Origin of the sequence: Lysinibacillus canaveralius (assembly GCF_047301505.1) — a bacterium.
Taxonomy (GTDB): domain Bacteria; phylum Bacillota; class Bacilli; order Bacillales_A; family Planococcaceae; genus Lysinibacillus_B.
This window is the reverse complement of the sequence record NZ_CP154840.1, coordinates 4,213,313-4,235,403: the sequence shown is the minus strand read 5'-3', so window position 1 is coordinate 4,235,403 and position 22,091 is coordinate 4,213,313. Positions and strand designations below refer to the sequence as shown.

Here is a 22,091-nt window from a genome sequence, read left to right as displayed (position 1 = left end):
TTTTTTTATGGTATTTAGCAAGAGCAAGAATGTATGTCACCGCATTTGATGGGGTATGATGAAAAACAATTAAAAGAGGGTAGACTGGAAGTTCGGAAAGCTAAACGATTAGAAAGTAATGTTTTGGGTAAATATCAGAGCGAGAAAAAGAATAAATTAGTGCCAGCCACAATACGAAGCAAACAGGAGGAACTATGAAAACAGTTCAGCATTCTAAGACGATTCAATCACATTTGATTTTACCCCCTGATACGAATCATCATGGGACAATTTTTGGCGGGAAAGTGCTTGCGTATATCGATGAAGTGGCAGCTATCACTTCTATGAAGCATGCAGGTCGTAATACGGTCACAGTATCCATAGACTCTGTTGATTTTTTATCACCAGCTCGGGTAGGTGATGTTTTGGAATTAGAAAGCATCGTCGTTTATACAGGCAGAACATCGATTACAGTGTTTGTTCGCGTCACTTCTTTCCAGGTTAAAACAGGTGAAAGGACATTAACGACGCAGTCATTCGTAACGATGGTCGCTGTAGACGAAAACGGGAAGCCGAGCCCGGTACCCCAGGTTGTTCTTGAAACCGATGAAGAAAAGGATCTTCATGAGCAGGTAAAGCTTCGCCGGGAGTTACAATTGAAGCATAAGAAAAAATAACGGCAGGTCTTTATGATAATGATGAGTTGGAAGTATGAAGGACGAACTAACCCTCAAATAGAGTGAGAGTGAAGACAAAGTCATTTTTGACTTTGTCTTTACGTTGTTACAGCTAGTTTTTAAAGTAAGGTTTTACCCAGCCTGAGAGTTACATTTAAATAATTCACTATTCAGTAGTATTTTTATTTTTGTTTAGAATCATCTTCAAGCACTAACGGAAGGAAGGCATAATCGCCATCTTGAATGATGTCTAAAGATTGTACGTGAATTGGTGAAGTAAAGAGCGGTCCGTTAATGACCGTTGTATGAAACTCGCCGCCTTCTCCACAAGGGTCAATGCCACGTGCTTCCAGCTCTTTTATGTAGTCGGGTGTTAATACTTTTCCTAAGTCATCGATTCGCATACCTAACGTTAAATTAACAGTCACAATCATTGTTGTGAAGCCTAAATTCATAAACTCTTCAACAACCTCATGATGATTCTCTTCCCATAAAGGCATACAAAGCTGCAGTCCCGCTTTTTTCGTTACTTCCTCATGCCAGCAGCCGTGCTCAGGCATATCTAAATCGCCTGTAACTAACACTTCTGCACCAGCTAGCTTTGCCTTCTCTAAAAGCCCTATAAATGTCTGTTCATAGTCAGACCAGCTAGAAGAGGCTGTGTAGACAGGAAGCCCAATGGATTTTGCCTGAGCTTGAATCAATTCAGGCGGCATGCCATGAGAGCGGGAGCGTTTTCCTTCTTCTTCAAGCATCACAATCAACCCGACAGCTTCACCGGCTAGCTTTGCCTTATACAAGGCAAGCACACTATCTTTTCCTCCGCTAAAGGAAGCGATGAATTTCCGATTATATGCGTTATGTTTCCAGTTGTTTTGTTCTGTCATATGTAACTGCCCCTTCTTAAAAATATACTATCTTCACCGTACGGATTTTTTTACGGATTTCAATTGAATATATCGATTCCTTCCAAGTAATCAGCAAAAGTAAAAGAAGCACCGCTGCTGGTACTTCTTTTTTGACCTCTATTCAGCGTGAATTTCCTTTACTCGTCCAATCTGTCCATCTGTCAGCCTTACTTTAATGCCGTGAGGATGAGTACCCGACTTCGTAAGGATATCTTTCACAACGCCTCTTGTCAGCTTGCCTGTTCTTTGGTCTTTTTTTAAAACAATATCCACAGTTGTACCTGGTACTATGTTCTTTCGATTTTGTCCGTCCATTACACACCCATTTTTCTGCGCGTATTGCTTGTTTTTTTCGTTTGCTGGCTTTTCATTTTTTGAGGTGAAAGGTCTGCCTTCATTTTACCGTTGCCCGCAGAAGACTTATTCTTTTTGTTTTCAAGCTGCTGTTTCACAGCGTCCTGCAGGCTCATTTTTTTCTTCGGTGCTTCCGGCTGATGCTTCTCAGTCATGGAAAATTCCTCCTTTTTAAGATAGTAGTTAGTCCAGTATAATCTATTTCGCCTTCTTTGTGAAAGAATAGCCTGGATATTTTATAGATCGGGTTACAATAAACGGTAATTTTTTGCAATACGATACATATTACCAATTGGATATGTTATACTTTTTGAGTTATATTTTACCTTTTAATGATGAATGAGAACTGTATCCTCCTTGTTTTCCAAACAAAGAGGTGTGAGAAGAAAAAGCGTAATCGGTAAAATAATAAGCTTCAAATCGAAATACAAGAAGGAGAGTGCAGAATGAAAAACATATGGAAACGTACAGGTGCCGTACTGCTTGGTACAACACTCATGCTGACAACAATTGCTCCAGCAATCCGAGCAGAAGAGCCATCGCAATTAACACCGTCAATTAGCGAATGGGCTATTGGAACATTAAACGAGGGTGAAAAATATGGAATCTATCCAGTGGAATGGTATTATGATGGATTCAAAAACGAAATCCCAGTTGAGAAAGTGAACGAGCTACTGGCATTAACAGAAAAGAAAATTGCTTCACTAGGCTTGGCGGAAAATAAACAGTATAAGCCCGTGAGTGTGAAAAACGACAACACACGCGGCGATATTGTAAAGCGCCTTTATAATATTGCGGCACAATATGATTTACCGGTTGGTTCAGATGCCATCAAATATATGCAAGAGCGCAACATATTACAAGGATCTTCAAACGGATTGCAGTTAGAGAAAAAGGCTACGACGCAACAAGCTGTTTTACTGGCTGTTCGATTCGTTAAAGATACATATGCGCTTGCACAGCAAGGGGCAAAGGGACTGGCCTGGGTAGTGGAAGATGAAGATACACAAGTGTATTTACTCGGCTCCATTCACGTAGGGACGCCTGATTTATATCCGTTCAATGAAAAACTTGTGGCAGCGTTCGACGAGTCGGATGCACTGTTAGTGGAGGCAAATGTTCTGGATACGGAAGGGCTTGAATACTATACAGAAAAGGCAATGTATAAAGATGGCTTAACGGTCAAAGATGCGGTTGCGCCGGAAACATATGCAAAGCTGGAACAAGTAGCAAAGCTGTATGAGCTGCCGATGGAACAGCTGGAGCTGCAAAAGCCTTGGATGTTGTCGAGCACGTTATCGTTATTGGGAATGGAAGGTTCTTTTGAGATGGCACCAGAAGAAATGGCGATGCTTGGCATTGATAATTACTTCTTGGTAAATGCTTTGCTGCAAGAAAAGCCCGTAATTGAATTAGAGGGAACAAAAGCACAGGTTGATATGTTTGAAGCATTATCACCAGAAGCACAAGAGCAGTCTTTAGTTGATGTATTAGATAGCATTCTTCAGCCTTCTGAAGAAAATGAACATGACATTATGCAGGAATGGTTTACAAGCTGGAAGCAGGGAGATGCAGAAGCATTTACAAAAAGCTACGTATCGCAGGCAGGAGATCTGTCAGAGTTCAATCAAATGTTATTTGGTGAACGCGATGAACAAATGGCAAAGAAAATCATGAATGTGCTTGAAGAGGAAGAAGGGACGTACTTTGTAGTCGTTGGTGCGGGCCACTTCACAGTCGATAAAAATATTCGCTATCATTTAGAGCAAAACGGGTATGAAGTAGAACCGTTTTATCAATAAGAAAAACCTAGAGCCAGTTCGTCATGAACTGGCTATTTTTATTAGAAAATAAGAGAAGCATTAATAGAGAGAAAGGCACTTTTAGAAAGTGATTGCTAGATTTCTTTCATAAGAAAAACGATACTGGTTATTTATGTTAAAATTGGAACGTTTATATTTTCTGTACGTATAAGAGATAGATAGGAACTTGGGGGGAGCTAACATGAATGAGCAGGAAGTGTTAATGATAGCGAATTTGACGAAAAGCTATGGGAATAAGGAAATATTAAAAGGCGTTAACCTAAGTGTTACACGGGGAGAAATCATCGGCTATATCGGGCCGAATGGTGCTGGTAAAAGTACAACGATCAAAATCATTTTAGGAATGGAAAGGGATTATGGCGGAGAGGTGAGGCTATTCGGAGAAAATATTCAGCAGGACAGCATTGAATATAAACGAAGAATTGGCTATGTACCGGAAATAGCAGATGTATATGATAACCTTACCGGCTACGAATATTTAACTTTTATCGGACAGCTTTACGGTCTGGATCTGGATATAGCTGCAAATAAATCGCAAGCCTTAATGGAACTGTTTGGTGTAGGGGAAGCATATCATGCGCGGATTTCTTCCTATTCGAAAGGGATGCGCCAAAAGCTGTTAATTATCTCCAGCCTTTTACATAATCCGGACATTTTATTTTTAGATGAACCGATTAATGGTTTAGACGCAAACAGTGTCATGATTTTTAAAGAGATATTGGCACAGCTCGCTGCGCAGGGAAAGACAATCTTTTATTCCTCTCACCTGATGGATGTTGTGGAGAAAATCAGCAGCCGTATTATTTTATTGCACGACGGGAAGGTAGCAGCGGACGGAACGTTTGAACAGCTGCAGGCAGCCAGCACAGGGGGAACATTGGAGGCCATTTTCAACCAATTGACAGACTTCCATAATTACAAGGAAATCGGTGAACAGTTTGTCGCTGTTGTTCAAGAGGTGGAATGATGGAAGATTTTAAAATACTACAGCTGCTGGATAAGATTCGGTTTCTTTATAGTAAAATAGGCATCGATTATGGACTCATGAGGAAAATTCTTCAGGTTAAGCTGACAATGGATGAGCGCAGGGTTCCTACTTTTTATAACCAGTCAGCAGGAAAGAAAAATGAAGATCAAAAGTACGGCTATATTAAGTCTTTATGGTTTTACGTGTTGATTAGTCTTATATTTATTCCTTTTATGGGATTTGGTGAAAACTATCTGTTCCAAATGAGTATTACGTATGCGGTTCTTATTTTTATGATTATGACAACGATGATTTCTGATTTTTCCACTGTCTTATTAGATGTAAGAGATAAAAGCATTCTTTCAACGAAACCTATTGATCCAAGAACAGTGAATGCTGCGAAGTTCATGCATATTCTTATTTATTTAACTTATTTAACGATTGCGTTAACGGCTATTCCGCTTGTTATCGGGCTGTTTAGACAGGGGATTTTATTCTTCCTTATAACAATTGTTGAATTAATATTGATCAATATTTTCATCGTTGTTCTTACAGCACTGCTATATATCGCTATTCTGCGTTTTTTTGACGGAGAAAAGCTAAAAGATGCAATCAATTATGTGCAGATAGGGTTGTCATTATTTTTAATGGTCGGCTATCAAGTCTTAATCCGCTCTTTTGAATTAGTTGATTTCACTATGGCAGTGGAGTTTCATTGGTGGAGTATATTTCTTATTCCCATGTGGTTTGCTGCTCCGTATGAACTGCTGCTAAATGGAGACGGGGCCTTATCCACAATCATCTTCAGCATGCTTGCCATTATCATGCCTATTATCTCTATATGGCTTTATATAAAGCTGATTCCAGCATTTGAACGCAACCTGCAAAAGCTGCTAAGCACAAGTAAGTCAAAGCGGGAAAAACGGTCTCGTCTGAAGGAAATGCTATTGAACTTAATTTGCCGAACAAGCGAGGAAAGAGCCTTCTACCGTTTCTCTTCTCTTATGATGAAGCAAGAGCGGGATTTTAAATTGAAGGTCTACCCTTCTTTAGGATTTGCCTTTATCGCGCCTTTTATTTTTATTTTTAATAGTATGAGAATAGATGATATAGATTTTTCCGTGAGCATGGGGTATATAAATATTTATTTCAGCATGCTGATTATTCCGACCGCTGTGTTAATGCTTAGTCATTCAGCGAAGTATAAAGCGGCTTGGATCTATCAGGTATTCCCGCTCACAGATTATACAGATTTAAAAAAAGGAAGTTTAAAAGCCTTTTTACTCAAGTTATATATTCCTCTCTATACCGTTTTAAGCATTATCTTTTGCTTTATGTATGGAACAAGAATCCTACCCGATTTAGCTGCTGTTTTATTTGCCAGCTGCTTGTACACAATCATTTGCTATATAGGCTTTGGAAGTAACGTTCCCTTTACCAAGCCGAATAATGAAATCGGGGATGCGCAGAGCTGGAAAGTATTCATCTTTATGATAATTGCTGCTATAATGGCTGGTATTCATTATTTCATGGCTTCAAAAATCATGTATGGTTCGATCATTTACTTGGTGGTGCTGGCCATCCTGAATTTTGCAGCTTGGAAAATTGTCTTTCGGGGCAGAAAGAAATAGATAATAAACTTAGCGGCGGTGTGGAGTGTTCATTTCATGCCGCTTTTTATTGTCGTAAATAGTGGACAGGGTTAAATCGATAAGCCTTGGCATTCCCTATGAGAGAATATTGAGTATTGCTTACTAGTCATTATTTGAAAAAGAATTATATAATAGTAGGAAATTGCTTTTATTAATATTGGAGAAATTCATGGCTGAAGAGTTGCTTGTATATGTTCTAATGATTGTCGTTGCAGGGGTGTTAAGCCTCATTTTATGCCTTTTTTCATATGTAAAACTAACAAATGCGCCAGGTGCCAGCCAGTATACGATTGTTACGTTGCTGTCGGCTGTCTTTTCTTTTTCTTATGTTTTTGAATTAACAAGTAATACATTGAAAGAAATTAAATTTTGGTTAGGAATCGAGTATTTGGTGATGCCTTTTCTGCCGGCTTTTATTTTATTGATGTGCTTTGAGTATGCAGGACATAAAATGAGAAAGCCATTCCTATATGTTTTGTTTGGTATTCCAATGATCACCGTATTTACTCACCATACGAATGAGCTTCATCATCTCTATTATTTAACTGTTGAACTTCGAAAGGACACCCCTTTTCCGGTTGTAGATTTAGAATATGGGCCCTTTTTTTACGTTCATTCTCTTTATCTTTTTTTATGTTTTTCGATGAGTATGATGATCTTACTGCTGCAGTTAAATAAATCGTTATTTCGGTTTAAGCTGCAAATCCTAACGATGGTTGCAGGATTACTTGTACCCATCGTTGCCAATCACTTTTATTTAAACAATCTAAGTCCTTACGGAATTGACCTGGGCCCGGTTTCTATGAGTGCATCCTTCATTCTTCACGGGGTAGCGCTATTTTCACTTCAAATGTTTAATGTAGTGCCTATAGCAAGGGAAAATGTATTCGAAAGTATGCTGGAAGGAATTGTCGTTTTAAACCAGCATGGGGCCATCGTTGATTACAATAAGGCGATTCTACAGGTGATGCCAATGTTAAACTCGTTTTCCATAGGCAAGCAAATAGAAGATATCCTAGGGGAAGATAAAGAGCTTGCTGAGGTAATTCGTCGTGGGGAGGAGAGTGACTATGAACGTGTGGAAAACTCCCTTCACATATATTACCAAGTTCGTTTTTCGCCAGTTTTAAAGAGGAAAAGCAGCAATGTAGGTACTATTATTACGTTTGTTAATATAACGGAAAAAGTAGAAATGCAGAAGAAGCTTTATCAGCTTGCAAGTTATGACGGATTAACGCAAATTTACAATAGAACGCACTTTATGGAGCAATCGGTAAATAAATTGGCAGCCATCATGCAACAAGAAGAGCATGCTTCCTTGATCATGTTTGATATCGATCATTTTAAGCATATTAATGACACATACGGACATGAAGCAGGGGATATCGTGCTGACCAATATCGCCAATTTGGCTAAGAACAGTTTAGGCCCGCAAGATATAATTGGGCGGTATGGCGGGGAAGAATTTGTCATTCTTTTACCAGGGAAGGATATGAAGAAAGCCTTTGACATAGCCAATACAATTAGGGATAGAATTTCGAAAAACATGACAAATTTTGATGATAAAACGATTTATGTTACATCCAGCTTTGGAATTTCGCAGATTGAATTTACGCAGCCTAAGCAAAAAGAAGCAATGAAAATGGCAATCAGAGAGGCCGATCATGCCCTTTATGCCGCAAAGAACACGGGAAGAAATAATGTTCAAATATTCAAGGAAAGAGTGCAAACAGTATAGACAGCTTACTAGTGGTCACTAAGGCTCTTTATATTGCAGCTTTTTTAAATATATAAAACCTAAAAAAATTCCGATCTCTCGAGAGATCGGAATTTTTTAGTTAATAATCAGCCATAGCTGTATCTAACATATTTTCATAGTCATCTTCATCATAGACAATATTATAAATTTTCCACGTTCCGCCTTCTGTTTTCTTTAGATAGGCAGTTCCCGATAGATCAATTGTCATTTCAAAATTCATATCTGGTTCACTCATGGCAACTTGAACCTTCAGATTGTCTACTTTCACTTCTGCAAAACGTTTATTTAAAGAAACGATACTGCTTGAATGCTCACCTATTTTTTTCATCGTAATGGATTCATCACTATACTCAGGATCAGTTAATAGACTAAGGTTATCAAGTGAGTAAGCTAGATAGTAACCCATTGTTGTGTCATGGTAAAGGGCTTCTAGCGCTTCAGTGTTTTGCTGCTCAGAGTACAGGAACTCTTCTGTGACGTTACGGTTCACCGTTTGAATGACTGCCGCTTCATCTTCAGCAGTACCAGGCTCTTGATGTAATGCACGGTCAATCATCAATACAGCTTGAGAACGTTTCGCAAAATCATTCGGTTTGAAAGTATCTCCATACCCTTTAATGATGCCAACCCCTGCAGTTTTAACAACAGCTTCATAAGCAAAGTTACGTTGTGTTACATCCTTGAACGTTTTTCCTAGTGCTGAAAAATCTACAGTAGGATTGAATGCACGATAAATCATAACAGCCATTTGAGCACGCGTGATTTTATCATTCGGTTTAAACGTGCCATCTACTTTCCCAGTAATAACCCCTCTGCTGCTGGCAATCTGTACATAATCATAATACCAATGGGAAGGTTTTACATCAGGGAATGATTTTTGGATCTCTCCAGATGTTAAATTCATCGCGTTAACTAAAATTTTTGTAAATTGGGCACGCGTGATACTGTTTTCTGGTTTTAAAAGAACAGATGTATATTCATATTCTTCTCCATCTTCTTCATAAATCGCTGTTTCTTTATAGCCATCTATAATATCAGCATATAAGAAACGTTCTAGCTCTTCATATGCTCCGTGATTATAGCTTACATCATCAATAAAATAATCATCCATTGTTTTTTCTGCTGCTAAAGCAGGTGTTGCTGCCAAAAATCCAAACGTCAAAAGTAAAGCCAATAAAATACGAACTGCCTTCAATCATGTAACCTCTCTTCATCGAAATATCTTGTACAGGAAGATATTACTCTATTTATATCAAAAAGAATATAGTGAAAAATATGGAAATGTTAATAATGTTTTATTGCTAGTATGAAAAGATTGAAAGCTATATCTATTATCCTGTATTGAGGTGGATTTACTTTTCAAAAGTAAGGAATTCATTCAGAAAAGTACTTTTATATTGGCAAGAAATAAGTTTCTTGAGAAGGATATAAATATATTTAATCAATTAAAAGTTCCCATGAAAAAGGAAGACTTTTCTTTGATAGAAATAGGTTATAACAACCGATTCTAGAGAAAATGTCTTCCTTATAGTACAGCTGATAACAAGTATTTATCAGTATAATAAATTGTTTATAGTAAGTATCTCGTAAACTTTAATACTTCATCTTATACATTAAGTACAGTAGATAAGGGGCGCCGATAAGAGAAACGACAAGCCCGCTTGGTACTTCACTCGGCATGATGATTGTTCTGCCTATAAAGTCAGCAAGGACAAGTAAAAAGGCACCTATCATACTTGCTAATAGCCATACTGCTCTTGTTTTATTGCCAACGATGCGTCGGGCAATATGCGGTGCGACAAGGCCAATAAAACCGATGACCCCAACAACTGTAATCGTAAATGTAGTTAAGATTACTACAAATAGTAATGTAATGATTCGAATCTTTGATAAATTCACACCCATACTTTGAGCCGTATCTTCTCCAAATTGCAGCATATCTATATAACGACTAAGCAATATAGAAGGGGCGGCTACCAGGATGACTACAAGAAGTACTAGCTTGAAATCTGACCAATTTGTTGCGTAGGTAGACCCGGATAAAAAAACGAGTGCATTAGTCACGGTAAGCTTAGCTTTAATGGTTAGTACTTGAATAATTGATGAGCCAAATGCAGATAGACCGATACCGATCAATGCCACAAGAACAGGGTTGAACTTGGTTTTTCTTGCCATTAAGTAGATAACACCAAAGGCAAAAATTGTCCCCATTGCGATCCCGATTGGTAAAAGGGCAAGGCTTACAGATGGAAGAACTACAAGAAAAATCATCCCTCCTGCTCCGCCAAGAGAAGTTAAGCCAATTACACTTGTATCTGCTAACGGGTTACGTAATATTCCCTGTAATAATAGACCGCTGATGGCAAGCAACACACCGACCAAAGCGGCTGTTAATACACGAGGCATACGGAATTCAGTGATGACAAAGGAAGACCAGTCCAATATCCATGTATCTCCATTATAAGCAATAGCCATGAATGACAAAGCAATGAAGAGAACACCTACAGCTAATAAGCTAAGGGGAAGTTTGATGGGAGCTGCAGTGTTACCCAGCTTTGATTGTCCATTTGACATGAATTGTGCCTTTTTCCATGCTAAATACAATAAGCATGGAGCACCGACTAAAGCAGTTAATGCGCCGACCGGAATTTCAGAATGAGGACTAATAAAACGTCCTGCAACATCGGCTCCTACAAGTAAAATAGCGCCCCAGACCATGGAAAAGGTGAACAAAAGGCCATGCTTTTTCACGCCTAAAAGCTTTACTAAATGGGGAGCCATTAATCCAATAAAACCAATTGGCCCTACAACACTAACGACAGTACTTGCTAATACAATTGCCACTATCCATGAGACCAATTTCATGAGGGGCACATTTTGACCTAAAGATGTGGCCAAGTCCTCACCTAGCTGGAATAAATCCAACTGTTTTGCTAAAAGCAGCGCAATGACCAAAAATATTGTAATGACTGGCCAAGCAAATTGCACACCAGACCAATCGAGCTGAACAAGTGTACCTGACCCCCATAAAAATAAGCCTCCTGTTTCATTCTCATAGAGAAGCTGAAGGGTGCCGGTTAAGGAAGAAAAGAACAAGGTGATAATCATGCCAGTTAACGCTACGCGAACAGGCTCCATTTGTCTGCCAGCTAATAATAGAATCATCAGAGCGGAAAGAACAGCTCCACATAAGGCGATGCCAAGGCGAAACTCGCTTAATAGAGATGGGAAGAATACAGCAGATAGCACAATAAAGAAAAATGCACCGGCATTGATACCGAGCGTACTTGCCGAGGCAAGAGGATTTCTTGTAAGTGTTTGAAGCATGGCACCTGCAACTGCAAGCGCCATGCCTCCAATAATCCCTATAACGAGACGCGGCAGCCGCAGCGTCAACACCACATCTTGTATACGGCCGGGAGCCCAGATCTCTGTTAGAAGCTGTGAAACGGTGTAATCAGCCTGACCTTGAATAAGGTGAATGACTGATAGTACCAGCAAAATCATTATAGAAAGAATAAAATAACTCGTTTTTTTCATAACCTGAGCCCTTACTTGCTAAAAGAGCCAGCTAAACGATCTAATACTGTTAAAGCTGAAAGGGGACCGCCGAACAACCATGCATCTCCGCCTAAAGAATACAATTGATCAGTTTTTACAAAGCTGAGCCCTTGCCAAACCTGGTTTGTTTCTAATGTTTGCAGGAGAGAATCATCCTCTTGGATGACATAAATGAAATTTGTATCTTCAAGATTTGTTAATCCTTCTATGTTTAGCGTAGAGTAGCCATAAGCCTCAAACTGAGGTGCTTCATAAGCATTTGTTAAGCCCGTTTTCTCTAAAAGCTCTGATGCCATACTGTTTTTTGTAAACACACGGAACTCAGGTGCTTCTGCACCGGTAAATGCTTGAACAAGCGAGAATTCTTTTGTTGCTAGCTCTGCAGTAGAAACAGCTGCTGCTACTTCTTCTATTTTTGCATCAACATCTGCTTTTAATTGTTCAGCTGTTGCCTCAGTTCCCGTTGCCTCTGCAATTACATCAAGTGTTTGGAACATTTCATCATACTGCGAAAGGTTCTGTTCTTCAGTTGGATAAGGGTTAAACAATAGAGTTGGTGCAATTTTTTCTAAATCTGCTAAAATTCCTTCATGACGGAACGAGATGCCAATAATTAGATCAGGTTGTAAAGAGGCAATTTGTTCTAGATTAGGTTCATTACGTGTACCGACATCTACTACATTATTATCAAGCTTTTCATCAATGCTTACCCATTTATTAAAGCCTTCTATATCCGCTACGCCTACCGGCTGCATACCTAAAGCGAGCATGTCCTCAGCATATGTGTACTCTAGCACCACGACTTTTTTAGCAGCTTGAGGTAAAGTGACTTCACCATTCACACCTGAAACAGTAATGGCTTCACTGTCTGTATTTTCTTTTTTATTTTTACTTGTATCATCTTCAGTGTTTCCACACGCCGCTAATACCAATACTACTAAAGCACATAGAAACATATACAATCCTTTTTTCAACTTAAGTCCCTCCAAATAGTGGTTTATAAAAATGATAATGATTCTCATTATCCTTTACAGTTAGTAATATTATAATATAAAATAAGTTCTGTAAATACTTAAAAAATGAGGTAAATTTTATGCGCGATATAAAAGTAGACCATGTCAAAATTCAATATGATGAGCATAAGATTTTTGATGACTTACAGCTATCTATTCCTTTAGGAAAAGTGACTATTTTTCTTGGCCCAAATGGCTGCGGCAAATCAACATTACTAAAAGCGATTGCACGATTATTAAAGCCGACAGCAGGCGGAATTTATATTGACCAAGAAGACGTGCATAAGATTCCAACGAAGGTGTTAGCAAAGCAGCTTGGCATATTACCTCAATCTCCGATTACACCTGAGGGCATTACGGTGTTCGACCTAGTCAAGCAAGGGCGCTTTCCGCATCATTCATTATTTTCTGCATGGACGAAAGAAGATACAGAAATCGTAGAGAATGCTTTGCATTTAGCGAATGTATGGGATCTAAAGGACCGGAATGTTGATTCATTATCAGGGGGACAGCGGCAGCGTGTATGGGTAGCTATGTGCCTGGCTCAAAATACAGATATTATTTTATTGGATGAAGTTACGACATATTTAGATATGACCCACCAGATCGAGGTGCTTGATTTAGTGTATAAATTAAATCAAGAGCAGCAAAAAACATTTATTTTAGTATTACATGATATTAATATGGCGGTGCGTTATGCGGAGCATTTAATTGTATTAAAGGGTGGAGAAGTATATGCCGAAGGAGCACCGGAAGATATTATGACAAAGCAGCTGTTGTCTGATGTGTTTGAGATGGATTGTGAAGTAATCGCTAATCCGTTAGATACTACTCCGCTAATTATTCCAGCGGTCGTTGGCAGAAGACCTATAGGAAAGAAGATCAGCCCATCCATTTTAGTATAAGTAATTATAAAAGGTGCTTCAGTACCAATGTTTAAAGCGGTCTGCTAATCTTTTAAAAAAATAAGCATTGAGTGTGATAACAATAATTTCATTCATTGCATAAAAGAAGGAATATCGATCCGTAAGGTAATCCGCCTTTGTAGTTAGACACTTACCTGCGAATATAAATATTTGAATTTTTATAAAGCATTTCTTTGTAATGAGAAATGCTTTTTTATATTGAGTTAAAACATATTTGCAGAAAAAGTTTTTTATAAAAGAATAAATATTTATTGAAAAACGATAAATTTAATGATACATTCAAACTGATCTTAAATAAGTGAGGTGCCTTTTGTGAAAAGGGAAACATTCTTTTTAAAATTTGTCGTAATTCTTATGGGGCTTCCTGTCCTTGCCTTGTGTATATTTATATTGCCGGAAATCGCTGAATTTTTTGCTGAGCTAAACCCGGATTTTGATTATTTGCAATACCCCTTTTTAATCGGGCTGTATGTAACAGCGATCGTATATTTCGGTGCATTGTATCAGACTTTAAAGCTTTTAAGCTATATTGACAAAAATCAAGCGTTTTCGGAGCTGTCGGTAAAGGCGTTAAAAAATATCAAATACTGTGCCATCACTATCGGTGCTTTATATGTAGTATTTATGCCGCTCATATTTCTTATGGGGGAGAATGATGACGCACCAGGTATTATATTAATTGGCATGATCATTATTTTTGGTTGTATGGTGGTGGCAGTCTTTGCAGCTGTTCTTCAAAAGCTATTGAAAAATGCCATCGATATAAAATCGGAAAATGATTTAACGGTCTGAGGTGAAAATAGTGGCTATTATAATTAACATTGATGTAATGCTGGCTAAAAGGAAAATGAGTGTAACGGAACTTACAGAGAAGGTTGGAATCACAATGGCTAACCTTTCTATATTGAAAAACGGAAAAGCAAAAGCAATCCGTTTTTCAACGTTAGAGGCAATTTGCAAGGCATTAGAATGCCAGCCTGGGGATATTTTAGAGTACAGGGATGGAGAAGAGGATTCATAATAACGCAGGTAAGCGGCAGTTTTATTACGGTGATTTAGTGAAGGATAAATGTCTTCTTCGTAAGATATGGGGGATGTTTTGTATGGAAGTGTATGAAAAAACAGCTGATATAGAGAGCCGTGAAGATTTAAAAAATTTATTTCCCTTTTGAGAAAAGATTTGAATATGAATACGGTCAAATGAGAGAATATTACGCTTGAAGATTATTTAGCAGCTATGGAGTCATGGGTTGATGATATCTTATATGCTTCAGCCAAGTATGAATAAGGTAAAACAGGTTTAAAAGTCTTGCCTAATCCCATTAAACTGAATTTTGAATAGTAGATTTGTTTACAAACAGAACTATTCAGAGTTCAGTTTTTTATTATTAAAAAATCCTTTCATTTAATAAAATGCTATAATAGAATATATAATTTCTGAAAATTTAGTCTAATTTATTTTTTTGTAATAGGGGGGATTTACATGACGTTAAATGTAGGGGAAATGATCACGTTTGCAAGGACGTTTACTAAAGAAGATGTAGAGTTATTTACGAAGATTTCAGGAGATGAGGGAATTCATCACATTGCACCGGATGAGCAAGGAAGGCTTGTCATTCAGGGGCTGTTGACGGCCACCCTGCCTACAAAGATAGGAGGCGATCTGAATGTGCTGGCCCGGACGATGGACTTCGAGTTTTTGCGGCCCGTCTTTACGGGAGATACGATCATCTGTAATGTGGAAATTGAACGATATGAGAAACAGGAAAACGGCAGAACAGCTATAACAGCGGGGTTTATATGCGAAAACCAGCATGGAAAGGGAGTGTTGAAGGGAAGCTTTTCAGGCATTATCCGGTAGAAGGCAGGCGGATGGTCAGCGGTGGTGATATTCTATCATTTTCAGGAGGGAATAGGATATGGGGAAATCAAGCGTTATTTTCTTTGAAAGAAAGTTTCCAAGTGCCAATATGATTTTAGTAAAGGGGCATCAGCCAGTTCTTATCGACACGGGTTTTGGCAGTGATATAAAAAAGACAGAGCAATTGTTAAGGCAGGAGGATGTTTCACCAGAGAAATTGCATCTTATTATAAACACCCATTATCATAGCGACCATGTAGGAGGCAATTCTCATCTCCAGAAAAATTATAATATACCGATTGCCGCGCACAAATGGGAAGCAGATTTAATCAATACGTGCGATGTAGAAGCTTGCAGTGCCGAATGGCTGGATCAGCCCGTAGAACCTTATCGGGTAGATAGAAAGCTATCAGATTTTGAGGAAATTGTTATGGACGGAGGAGTACTGCAGGTCCTTCATACACCTGGTCATACATTGGGGCATATCTCTTTATATGAACCGAATCAAGGAATACTAATTTGCGGTGACCTATTCCACAACAATGATATTGGATGGCTAAACCTCTTTAGAGAAGGAGCAGGTGCCATCCATCGGTCAATTGAGAGTCTGGACAGATTAGCTGAAGTCCCGTTAAAGAAAGCCTATCCAGGACACGGACCACAAATAGATAATCCATTGGCTGCTGTCGATGCAGCTAGGAAGAGGCTAGAAAAATGGCTTCATAACCCGGAGAAAGTTTCCTGGCATGCATGTAAGCGGATTTTTTCTTTTACATTAATTATAAAAAACGGATTAGCGAAAGAAGAAGTAAATGACTATCTGCTGACATGCGGCTGGTTTCAGGACTTTGCGCACCACGCCTTTCAAATTCATCCAGAAGATTTTATCCAGGTTCTGCTTGATGAAATGATTCGTTCTAAAGCGGCTTCCTGGCAGGGAGATCGTCTGATGGCAAGCGTTTTATATGAAGCTCCTGAAAAAGAATGGATGGATAAAAATATCAAACCAAAGGACTGGAAAAAGCAGGATTTATTCATTTGAATAACGGCAATGAATGATAGTGTTATTGCTCGAATAATAGTTTTCTGACTTTAATAAGCTGATCCTATTTTTCAATTTTTACTTTTTTCTATCCTTTCTTTTTTGCTAATCCCTTTTGGCAGAAGGGGTTAGCCGTTCTTGCAGCAGGCAAAATGTAATTTTCTCAAAAAGAACATTACATCTAAAAGTTATATCTATCGACTTATGCACAAAATGGTCATTTTAGCTGTTGTTTTATTTATGTATAATATTTACATTTATATGAGGCAGAAATTATCCCCCTCTACAATTTATATGGAGGAGGATTTTCTAATTAGCAGGTATATAGTGGGGCTTTCAATAATATATCGTAAAGGCTGAGCCGTAAAAGACAAGGCCGCGGCAATTAGTTCCATGAAAAAACAACCTGAGGCTGATCAGACCGAAGAGGCCGTAAGAAGAAAGAAGTTTTTAGGGTAAGAGAAAAATCAATGAAAGAAAAGGGGAAGTTCAATGATAAAGAAGAGAATATATACAGCATCACTTGCTACAGCGATTCTATTTGCATCATTTAGCGGGGCTGCGTCAGCAAAGGAAGAGACATTTACAACGCCGGTAGCAGCTGTAGAAACGGTAGCACAAATGAATCCGGCATCATTTGAGGATCAGTATAAGCTGTTTAATTTATCGGAATTCTTTTATGAGAAGCCAGGCTATGAAGTAACAGCCGTTACGGCAAATCAATTCATCTTAAAGGTGAGTGTAGATGCAATACTTGAAAGCTACAAGAATGGGGATAATCTTTATACAGAAGGAAAAGAGGAATTCCTAGCGAGCGAGAAACAAATTCGCGCTAACTTTGGTGATAGTATTGAAATACGGATTACGAAACAAGGAAATAGTTCAAAAAAGGAAATCAAATACTTAAAGAAGTGGGAGACGTTATCTGCTGAGGATGAAGCAATCTTTTTAGATGTATTTAGCAGAGGGGTAGAACTTGAACGTGACGGAGGATACTTCCATGACACGTTAAACCACTGGGCTGAAGGGCATATCCAATTTCTTTATGAGCTAGGGATCATTAATGGGCAATCAGCGACGAAGTTCAATCCGAACGGAAATATTACACGTGCTCAATTAGCGGTAATGATTTTCCGAGCTGCAGGTCTTACTTTAGACGAATTTGAAGGCTATACTTACTACAATGATATTGAAAAACACTGGGCTGGAAAAGAGATTTCCATTCTAGATGACTACGGATTACTAGATATTTTTGATGATGCTGACTTCAACCCGGGTAAGCCAGCTACTCGTGAAGAAGTAGCAGCTATTACGTATGCGTTAATGCAGGGCTATGGCTATGAGGCAAATACTGCCGGTACGGCCTTTAAAGATAAGAACTCCATCGATCCGATTGCTCTAGAGGGTATTGCAGCCCTTCAAAAGGCAGGAATCGTGAGTGGTTATAAGGATGGCACATTTAAGCCAAAAGCAAATGTAACACGAGCGCAATTTGCGAAGATATTGACAATGGCGATTTTGGAAAGCCCTGAAGAATAACCTGGATATATTTTGACGGCTTATAAAAAAACGGGAGGCAGAATTTCTTGCCTTCCGTTTTGCATTTTATGAATGGTAGAAGGAAAGGAGAATTCGGACAAAAAAGAAGTAGCCTTCATGATTGCTGCTCTTTTTCTTATTAGGGTTTTAAAAGAACCTTAATAAAATCATCCTGTTTTGTATCAAAAATTTCCTAGGCATGCTTGTGGAATTTCCGGGGTATATACTGCTGCTTGAAACAGCAGACACAGTACAGCCGCCTGTTCTATCATTCTGGTGGAGTGTGAAAATAGTAGACGCTGTTTATAAGGGAAACGGAAGATTGTTTAAAACGACTATTTTTATAGAAAAAGAACCCCGAATAATGGACTCATGAAAAAGTACCATTTTCGAGGTTTCTCTTATTTTATAATAATGATTTTAGTTTGCTGAGGCATCGATTTGCTTAATTGCCTGCTTTCTATTTTGAAGCAGGGTGGGCAGCGTCATACCGAAGAGCACGAGAACAATACCGAAAATTTGCAGTCCTGTTAATGCTTCGTGCAATACAATGACAGATGCGAGAATTGCTACCGGCAGCTCTACTGCACTTAAAATGGAGGCTACACCGCCGCCCACTTTTGGTACGGCTACTGTAAACAGGAGAATCGGCAAGATAATCCCGAATAATCCAAGGGCCAAGCCAAAGTATAGCAGCTCTGTGCCGAATAACATTCCATTTGTTACAACTTCCGGTGCTTGGAATAAAAGGACAAGCAACATAGAGAAAAAGGACATGATCGTCATACGGCCGATTGTAGAGATACCCTCCACCTTTTTCGAGTTGAACTGCATAAAACAAGCAAAGCTGAATGCAGCCGCCATACCGAATGCCCAGCCACGCCAGTCCAGTCCGCTTAAATCCACATCTAAAATGCCGGCAGCCAAAATTGTTCCGCTGATTAAAAATACTAGAGAAATCAATTCAGGACGCGTCGGGCGGCGACGATGGATGATGCAATCCAAAAATAGGCCGATCCATGTAAACTGGAACAGCATGACAACAGCGAGTGATGCCGGTAAATAGTGGACTGATTGTCCGTATACAATACCTGTTGTACCAGTTAACAAGCCGGAAATCAGGATAACTAAAAAACCCTTACCAGATATTTTTGGTAAAGAACGTTGGGTCACAATAAAAATGATTAATGCTAATAAAAAACCTATCACATATTGACTCGTTACAGCTTCTTCCGTAGTAAAGCCATGTCCCATGGCCACCTTAATCATAGTTGATAAGATTCCGTAAGAGCTTGAACCAATCACGATGAGTAGGGGATACAATAAATTCTTGCTCATAATTACACCTCTACCTCTCTCATAAAAAATAAGTCACAAACAATTGTTTGGACTTATTACTACTATCATCATAACAATTCCTCCTATAATGAAAAGGACATATGTCCAAAAAAAGGAGATTGTTATATGAAAATAATTGAAAATATATCTCTCCTTCGAGAGAAACTAATGGAATATGAGCTGGATCAAATTTTTGAGGACGTTGAATACCGACCTTTTAAGTTATTTGCATATGAAGAGGGAGAGGTCCTTTTGAGAGAAGGAGAGGAAATGAGTCACCTTCTCTATTTAGTCGAAGGGAGGGCGAAAGCAACTTCAAGCGTGGAAACAGGGAAATCTCTGTTACTGCGGTTCAATCACCCGCTGGCGTTAATCGGTGATTTAGAACTTGTCCGTCGTACTCCCGTCCAGTCACAAATTACGGCCGTGACAAATTGTTTGTGCGTTGGATTGCCGGTTGATTATATTTACAAGCATGAAATGAAGAATACGGCTTTTCTTCAGGATCTTTTAAAACATCTAAGCTATAAGCTGCAGACGCGTACAACAGCTTCCCGCGTAAATTTATTATCATCGGTGGAAAACCGGTTGGCAAGCTATTTATTATCGATTTCGACGCCGGGGAATGAATTTGGGACAGAGCTGCAGACCGGTAATGTGGGAGAAATGGCAGATTTACTTGGTACCACACATCGTCATTTAAACCGCGTGCTGCATGACTTGACAGAAAAAGGTATTATAGAAAAAAAACATAAGCATATCCGCATTATGGATTGGGAAAAGCTGGAGGAGATGTCGCAGGGAATTCGGTATGAGTGAAAAAGGGAAGAAATGCAGTAGGAAAGCGTCGGGCAGAAGACTACAAAGAGGAAAGCAATTCATTCTTCTTAGTAACGAGTTGCACTGTAATTGGAAGTGAATATGATAGTTTTCATGACCAATCGTTAATTGCACATAATCACTGGCAGTGCCCGTTACATTTCCTTTCAGCTGGTCATTTGAAGTGATGGCTTTAATGATTTCCATAACTGCATCGGAAAATGTTCCATGCTCTGTAGGAATGATATAAAAGGGAGCAACTGATGCATCCTGAGGGGGCAAACTACAAGAGTACATATATTTGTAAGATGGCAGGCAGCTCTCTAGGGTTCTGTAGCACTACAATGGAACTTCCTTTACCCTTCCGACGTGTGCCGAGTGATTGGCAGAGGGGAACCTGGACAGAATTTTTTCGAGAAACAGCCGTAACCAAAATCCTGTATGTACGTCCTATTTGAAAATGACATAATTCATAATTGATACTTTACATCTTATAAATGATCTCCTACACAAACCCATTGGTCCAAAAGTATTTTGCTCTGTATAATAAAAAATGACTTATAAGTACTATTTTGATCGTATTCCTATGCCTATTCTCCTTTTGTTTGCATATTTGGGTTGTTTATTCTCCTTTTCATATTACTTTAATTAGTACATAAACCTTCAACAAGAATGGCTAGTGAGTTGTAAGCAGTAGATACTCAATGGATTTTCGGTAGTTTTTCGAAAAAGTCCCTTGAAAAAGAAAATATTTTACTTTCTCCTCAAAAAATGCAGCATATGCACATCTTTAGCCATTCATAAAACCCTAAAATTGTATTATTTTACTATTCTAATCATGGGATTTGGTATTTATACTCTTATTAATTAGGCAAAAGTAGGTTATAATGATAATAATAGAGAACATACGTTCTGTTAAAGGAGGTAGAGTTAAGATGAAGATTAGAGAGATTCAAAATCCGATTTTAAAGGCATTTTTGGCAAATGAGGAGCATCTGGAGCTTTACAAACAATATAGTCAGGCACCACAGGAGCATCTCAAAGTGAAAATTGATCAACACTTTCTGCATTTTTACGCCCAGGTTCGTGCAGTCTCTTATTTTTCTAAAACGATTCACTTTACCGCTCTCCATTATGATAAAAAGAGAAGATTATTTGAACATAGAAATGTGCTGTTTCTTGACCGTCCGGCAAATGAGGGAAATGAAGGTGGGGGATATAGCTCAGTATCATTAAAAGAACTGATCGAGGATGAATCTGCTTCCGCAATGTTTGGGGAGAAAATTGAAAAGAAACTTGGAGATTTTATTCAAAATCCGGCAATTTACAATGCAATCCTTACATTGAATGAGAGGCAAAAGCAGATTTTTTACCTTTCGTTCATTAAAGAAATGTCTGATACAGAAATAGCGAGAAGGCTAAACGTATCCCAGCAAGCCATTACCAAATCTAAAAATAATGCGCTAAAGAAAGTGAGGCGGATGATCGATGGCTGGTTATGAGAACATAGTTGATTTCATTAGTAATATTGGATTTCCGATTGTTGTTTCCTTGTATCTGTTGCACAGGATGGAGCAAAGGGTGGAAGGGTTGGAACGTACGATACAAGAATTGGCAAGTGAATTGGCCGGCGCTAAATCCAATGGTAAGGAGTGAATATATGAACGACTCAATTTCACCTTTAGAGTTGCTGGAATTGCTCAGGCCAAAAATCCAAAAAGAACTGCAGCAGACAGATTTACAGAACAGAGCAGACCTCGAACAGGAAATAATTTTAAAAATCCTCGAAGATCTGAAGCTGAAGAATTTTCAGGAGTTGCCGTCCTTTTTTGAACTATTGGAGAAAGAACGTCCCCCCAAGTAACGGGACGTT

24 protein-coding genes are annotated in these 22,091 nt (G+C 38.7%); 17 read left to right on the top strand and 7 right to left on the bottom strand.

Features of this window, described 5'->3' with window-relative positions; all coding sequences use genetic code 11:
* Nucleotides 1-48 precede the first annotated feature (48 nt).
* The gene (locus tag AA0Y26_RS21335) at nucleotides 49-198 is read left to right on the top strand and encodes a hypothetical protein (RefSeq protein WP_413364015.1); all 150 of its coding nucleotides are present in this window, start codon (nucleotides 49-51) and stop codon (nucleotides 196-198) included.
* A complete protein-coding gene (locus AA0Y26_RS21330) occupies nucleotides 195-656 on the top strand; it encodes an acyl-CoA thioesterase (protein ID WP_413364014.1) in 462 nt (153 codons plus the stop codon). Before AA0Y26_RS21335 ends, AA0Y26_RS21330 begins: the two co-directional genes overlap by 4 nt.
* Before the next feature lie 182 nt (nucleotides 657-838).
* On the opposite strand, the gene AA0Y26_RS21325 is transcribed toward AA0Y26_RS21330, so the two are convergent.
* The 3 genes from AA0Y26_RS21325 to AA0Y26_RS21315 all read right to left on the bottom strand — a co-directional run bounded on the left by AA0Y26_RS21325 (nucleotide 839) and on the right by AA0Y26_RS21315 (nucleotide 2,073).
* A complete protein-coding gene (locus tag AA0Y26_RS21325) occupies nucleotides 839-1,543 on the bottom strand; it encodes a diphthine--ammonia ligase (RefSeq protein WP_413364013.1) in 705 nt (234 codons plus the stop codon).
* Nucleotides 1,544-1,681: 138 nt separating this feature from the next.
* Nucleotides 1,682-1,879, bottom strand: a complete 198-nt coding sequence (locus AA0Y26_RS21320; protein WP_413364012.1) for a YwbE family protein — start codon at nucleotides 1,877-1,879, stop codon at nucleotides 1,682-1,684.
* A complete protein-coding gene (locus AA0Y26_RS21315) occupies nucleotides 1,879-2,073 on the bottom strand; it encodes a hypothetical protein (RefSeq protein WP_413364011.1) in 195 nt (64 codons plus the stop codon). Before AA0Y26_RS21315 ends, AA0Y26_RS21320 begins: the two co-directional genes overlap by 1 nt.
* A gap of 291 nt (nucleotides 2,074-2,364) precedes the next feature.
* On the opposite strand from AA0Y26_RS21315, the gene AA0Y26_RS21310 reads away from it, so the two are divergent.
* The 4 genes from AA0Y26_RS21310 (at nucleotide 2,365) to AA0Y26_RS21295 (ending at nucleotide 8,098) form a co-directional block, all read left to right on the top strand.
* On the top strand, nucleotides 2,365-3,720 hold the full coding sequence (locus AA0Y26_RS21310) for a TraB/GumN family protein (protein ID WP_413364010.1): 1,356 nt from the start codon (nucleotides 2,365-2,367) through the stop codon (nucleotides 3,718-3,720).
* A 202-nt stretch (nucleotides 3,721-3,922) separates the two neighbouring features.
* A complete protein-coding gene (locus AA0Y26_RS21305) occupies nucleotides 3,923-4,708 on the top strand; it encodes an ABC transporter ATP-binding protein (RefSeq protein WP_413364009.1) in 786 nt (261 codons plus the stop codon).
* Entirely contained in the window at nucleotides 4,705-6,339 is a 1,635-nt protein-coding gene (locus AA0Y26_RS21300; protein WP_413364008.1) for a hypothetical protein, read from the top strand. Before AA0Y26_RS21305 ends, AA0Y26_RS21300 begins: the two co-directional genes overlap by 4 nt.
* 190 nt (nucleotides 6,340-6,529) lie before the next feature.
* Nucleotides 6,530-8,098 (top strand): histidine kinase N-terminal 7TM domain-containing protein, encoded by a 1,569-nt coding sequence (locus tag AA0Y26_RS21295; RefSeq protein ID WP_413364007.1) that lies wholly within the window; start codon nucleotides 6,530-6,532, stop codon nucleotides 8,096-8,098.
* Nucleotides 8,099-8,198: 100 nt separating this feature from the next.
* On the opposite strand, the gene AA0Y26_RS21290 is transcribed toward AA0Y26_RS21295, so the two are convergent.
* The 3 genes from AA0Y26_RS21290 to AA0Y26_RS21280 form a co-directional block, all read right to left on the bottom strand.
* Nucleotides 8,199-9,314: an S-layer homology domain-containing protein gene (locus tag AA0Y26_RS21290; protein ID WP_413364006.1), complete on the bottom strand. Its 1,116-nt coding sequence runs from the start codon at nucleotides 9,312-9,314 to the stop codon at nucleotides 8,199-8,201.
* 398 nt (nucleotides 9,315-9,712) lie between these two features.
* A complete protein-coding gene (locus AA0Y26_RS21285; protein ID WP_413364005.1) occupies nucleotides 9,713-11,659 on the bottom strand; it encodes an iron ABC transporter permease in 1,947 nt (648 codons plus the stop codon).
* 11 nt (nucleotides 11,660-11,670) lie between these two features.
* Nucleotides 11,671-12,654 carry an ABC transporter substrate-binding protein gene (locus tag AA0Y26_RS21280; RefSeq protein WP_413364004.1) on the bottom strand — a complete coding sequence of 328 codons (984 nt, stop codon included), beginning with the start codon at nucleotides 12,652-12,654 and terminating at the stop codon, nucleotides 11,671-11,673.
* Nucleotides 12,655-12,773: 119 nt separating this feature from the next.
* Here AA0Y26_RS21280 and AA0Y26_RS21275 point away from each other — a divergent pair, with 119 nt between their 5' ends.
* The 6 genes from AA0Y26_RS21275 to AA0Y26_RS21250 all read left to right on the top strand — a co-directional run bounded on the left by AA0Y26_RS21275 (nucleotide 12,774) and on the right by AA0Y26_RS21250 (nucleotide 18,061).
* The gene (locus tag AA0Y26_RS21275) at nucleotides 12,774-13,598 is read left to right on the top strand and encodes an ABC transporter ATP-binding protein (RefSeq protein WP_413364003.1); all 825 of its coding nucleotides are present in this window, start codon (nucleotides 12,774-12,776) and stop codon (nucleotides 13,596-13,598) included.
* A 333-nt stretch (nucleotides 13,599-13,931) separates the two neighbouring features.
* Entirely contained in the window at nucleotides 13,932-14,411 is a 480-nt protein-coding gene (locus AA0Y26_RS21270) for a DUF2975 domain-containing protein (protein WP_413364002.1), read from the top strand.
* A 10-nt stretch (nucleotides 14,412-14,421) separates the two neighbouring features.
* Nucleotides 14,422-14,640, top strand: coding sequence for a helix-turn-helix domain-containing protein (locus AA0Y26_RS21265; protein WP_413364001.1), 219 nt, complete (start codon nucleotides 14,422-14,424; stop codon nucleotides 14,638-14,640).
* Nucleotides 14,641-15,102: 462 nt separating this feature from the next.
* A complete protein-coding gene (locus AA0Y26_RS21260; protein ID WP_413364000.1) occupies nucleotides 15,103-15,480 on the top strand; it encodes an enoyl-CoA hydratase in 378 nt (125 codons plus the stop codon).
* Between the two features lie 58 nt (nucleotides 15,481-15,538).
* Entirely contained in the window at nucleotides 15,539-16,522 is a 984-nt protein-coding gene (locus tag AA0Y26_RS21255) for an MBL fold metallo-hydrolase (protein WP_413363999.1), read from the top strand.
* Between the two features lie 492 nt (nucleotides 16,523-17,014).
* The gene (locus AA0Y26_RS21250) at nucleotides 17,015-18,061 is read left to right on the top strand and encodes an S-layer homology domain-containing protein (RefSeq protein ID WP_413363998.1); all 1,047 of its coding nucleotides are present in this window, start codon (nucleotides 17,015-17,017) and stop codon (nucleotides 18,059-18,061) included.
* Nucleotides 18,062-18,481: 420 nt separating this feature from the next.
* Here the strand turns inward: AA0Y26_RS21250 and AA0Y26_RS21245 are convergent, their stop codons facing one another.
* Nucleotides 18,482-19,399 carry an EamA family transporter gene (locus AA0Y26_RS21245; RefSeq protein WP_413363997.1) on the bottom strand — a complete coding sequence of 306 codons (918 nt, stop codon included), beginning with the start codon at nucleotides 19,397-19,399 and terminating at the stop codon, nucleotides 18,482-18,484.
* Nucleotides 19,400-19,525: 126 nt separating this feature from the next.
* Here AA0Y26_RS21245 and AA0Y26_RS21240 point away from each other — a divergent pair, with 126 nt between their 5' ends.
* The 5 genes from AA0Y26_RS21240 (at nucleotide 19,526) to AA0Y26_RS21220 (ending at nucleotide 22,082) form a co-directional block, all read left to right on the top strand.
* Nucleotides 19,526-20,218: a Crp/Fnr family transcriptional regulator gene (locus AA0Y26_RS21240; RefSeq protein ID WP_413363996.1), complete on the top strand. Its 693-nt coding sequence runs from the start codon at nucleotides 19,526-19,528 to the stop codon at nucleotides 20,216-20,218.
* Entirely contained in the window at nucleotides 20,215-20,406 is a 192-nt protein-coding gene (locus AA0Y26_RS21235) for a hypothetical protein (protein ID WP_413363995.1), read from the top strand. The genes AA0Y26_RS21240 and AA0Y26_RS21235 overlap by 4 nt, the downstream gene beginning before the upstream one ends.
* A gap of 747 nt (nucleotides 20,407-21,153) precedes the next feature.
* Nucleotides 21,154-21,720, top strand: coding sequence for a sigma-70 family RNA polymerase sigma factor (locus tag AA0Y26_RS21230; protein WP_413363994.1), 567 nt, complete (start codon nucleotides 21,154-21,156; stop codon nucleotides 21,718-21,720).
* Complete coding sequence (locus tag AA0Y26_RS21225) at nucleotides 21,707-21,874, top strand: YvrJ family protein (protein WP_413363993.1); 168 nt, start codon at nucleotides 21,707-21,709, stop codon at nucleotides 21,872-21,874. The genes AA0Y26_RS21230 and AA0Y26_RS21225 overlap by 14 nt, the downstream gene beginning before the upstream one ends.
* Before the next feature lie 4 nt (nucleotides 21,875-21,878).
* The gene (locus AA0Y26_RS21220; protein ID WP_413363992.1) at nucleotides 21,879-22,082 is read left to right on the top strand and encodes a hypothetical protein; all 204 of its coding nucleotides are present in this window, start codon (nucleotides 21,879-21,881) and stop codon (nucleotides 22,080-22,082) included.
* Nucleotides 22,083-22,091 lie beyond the last annotated feature (9 nt).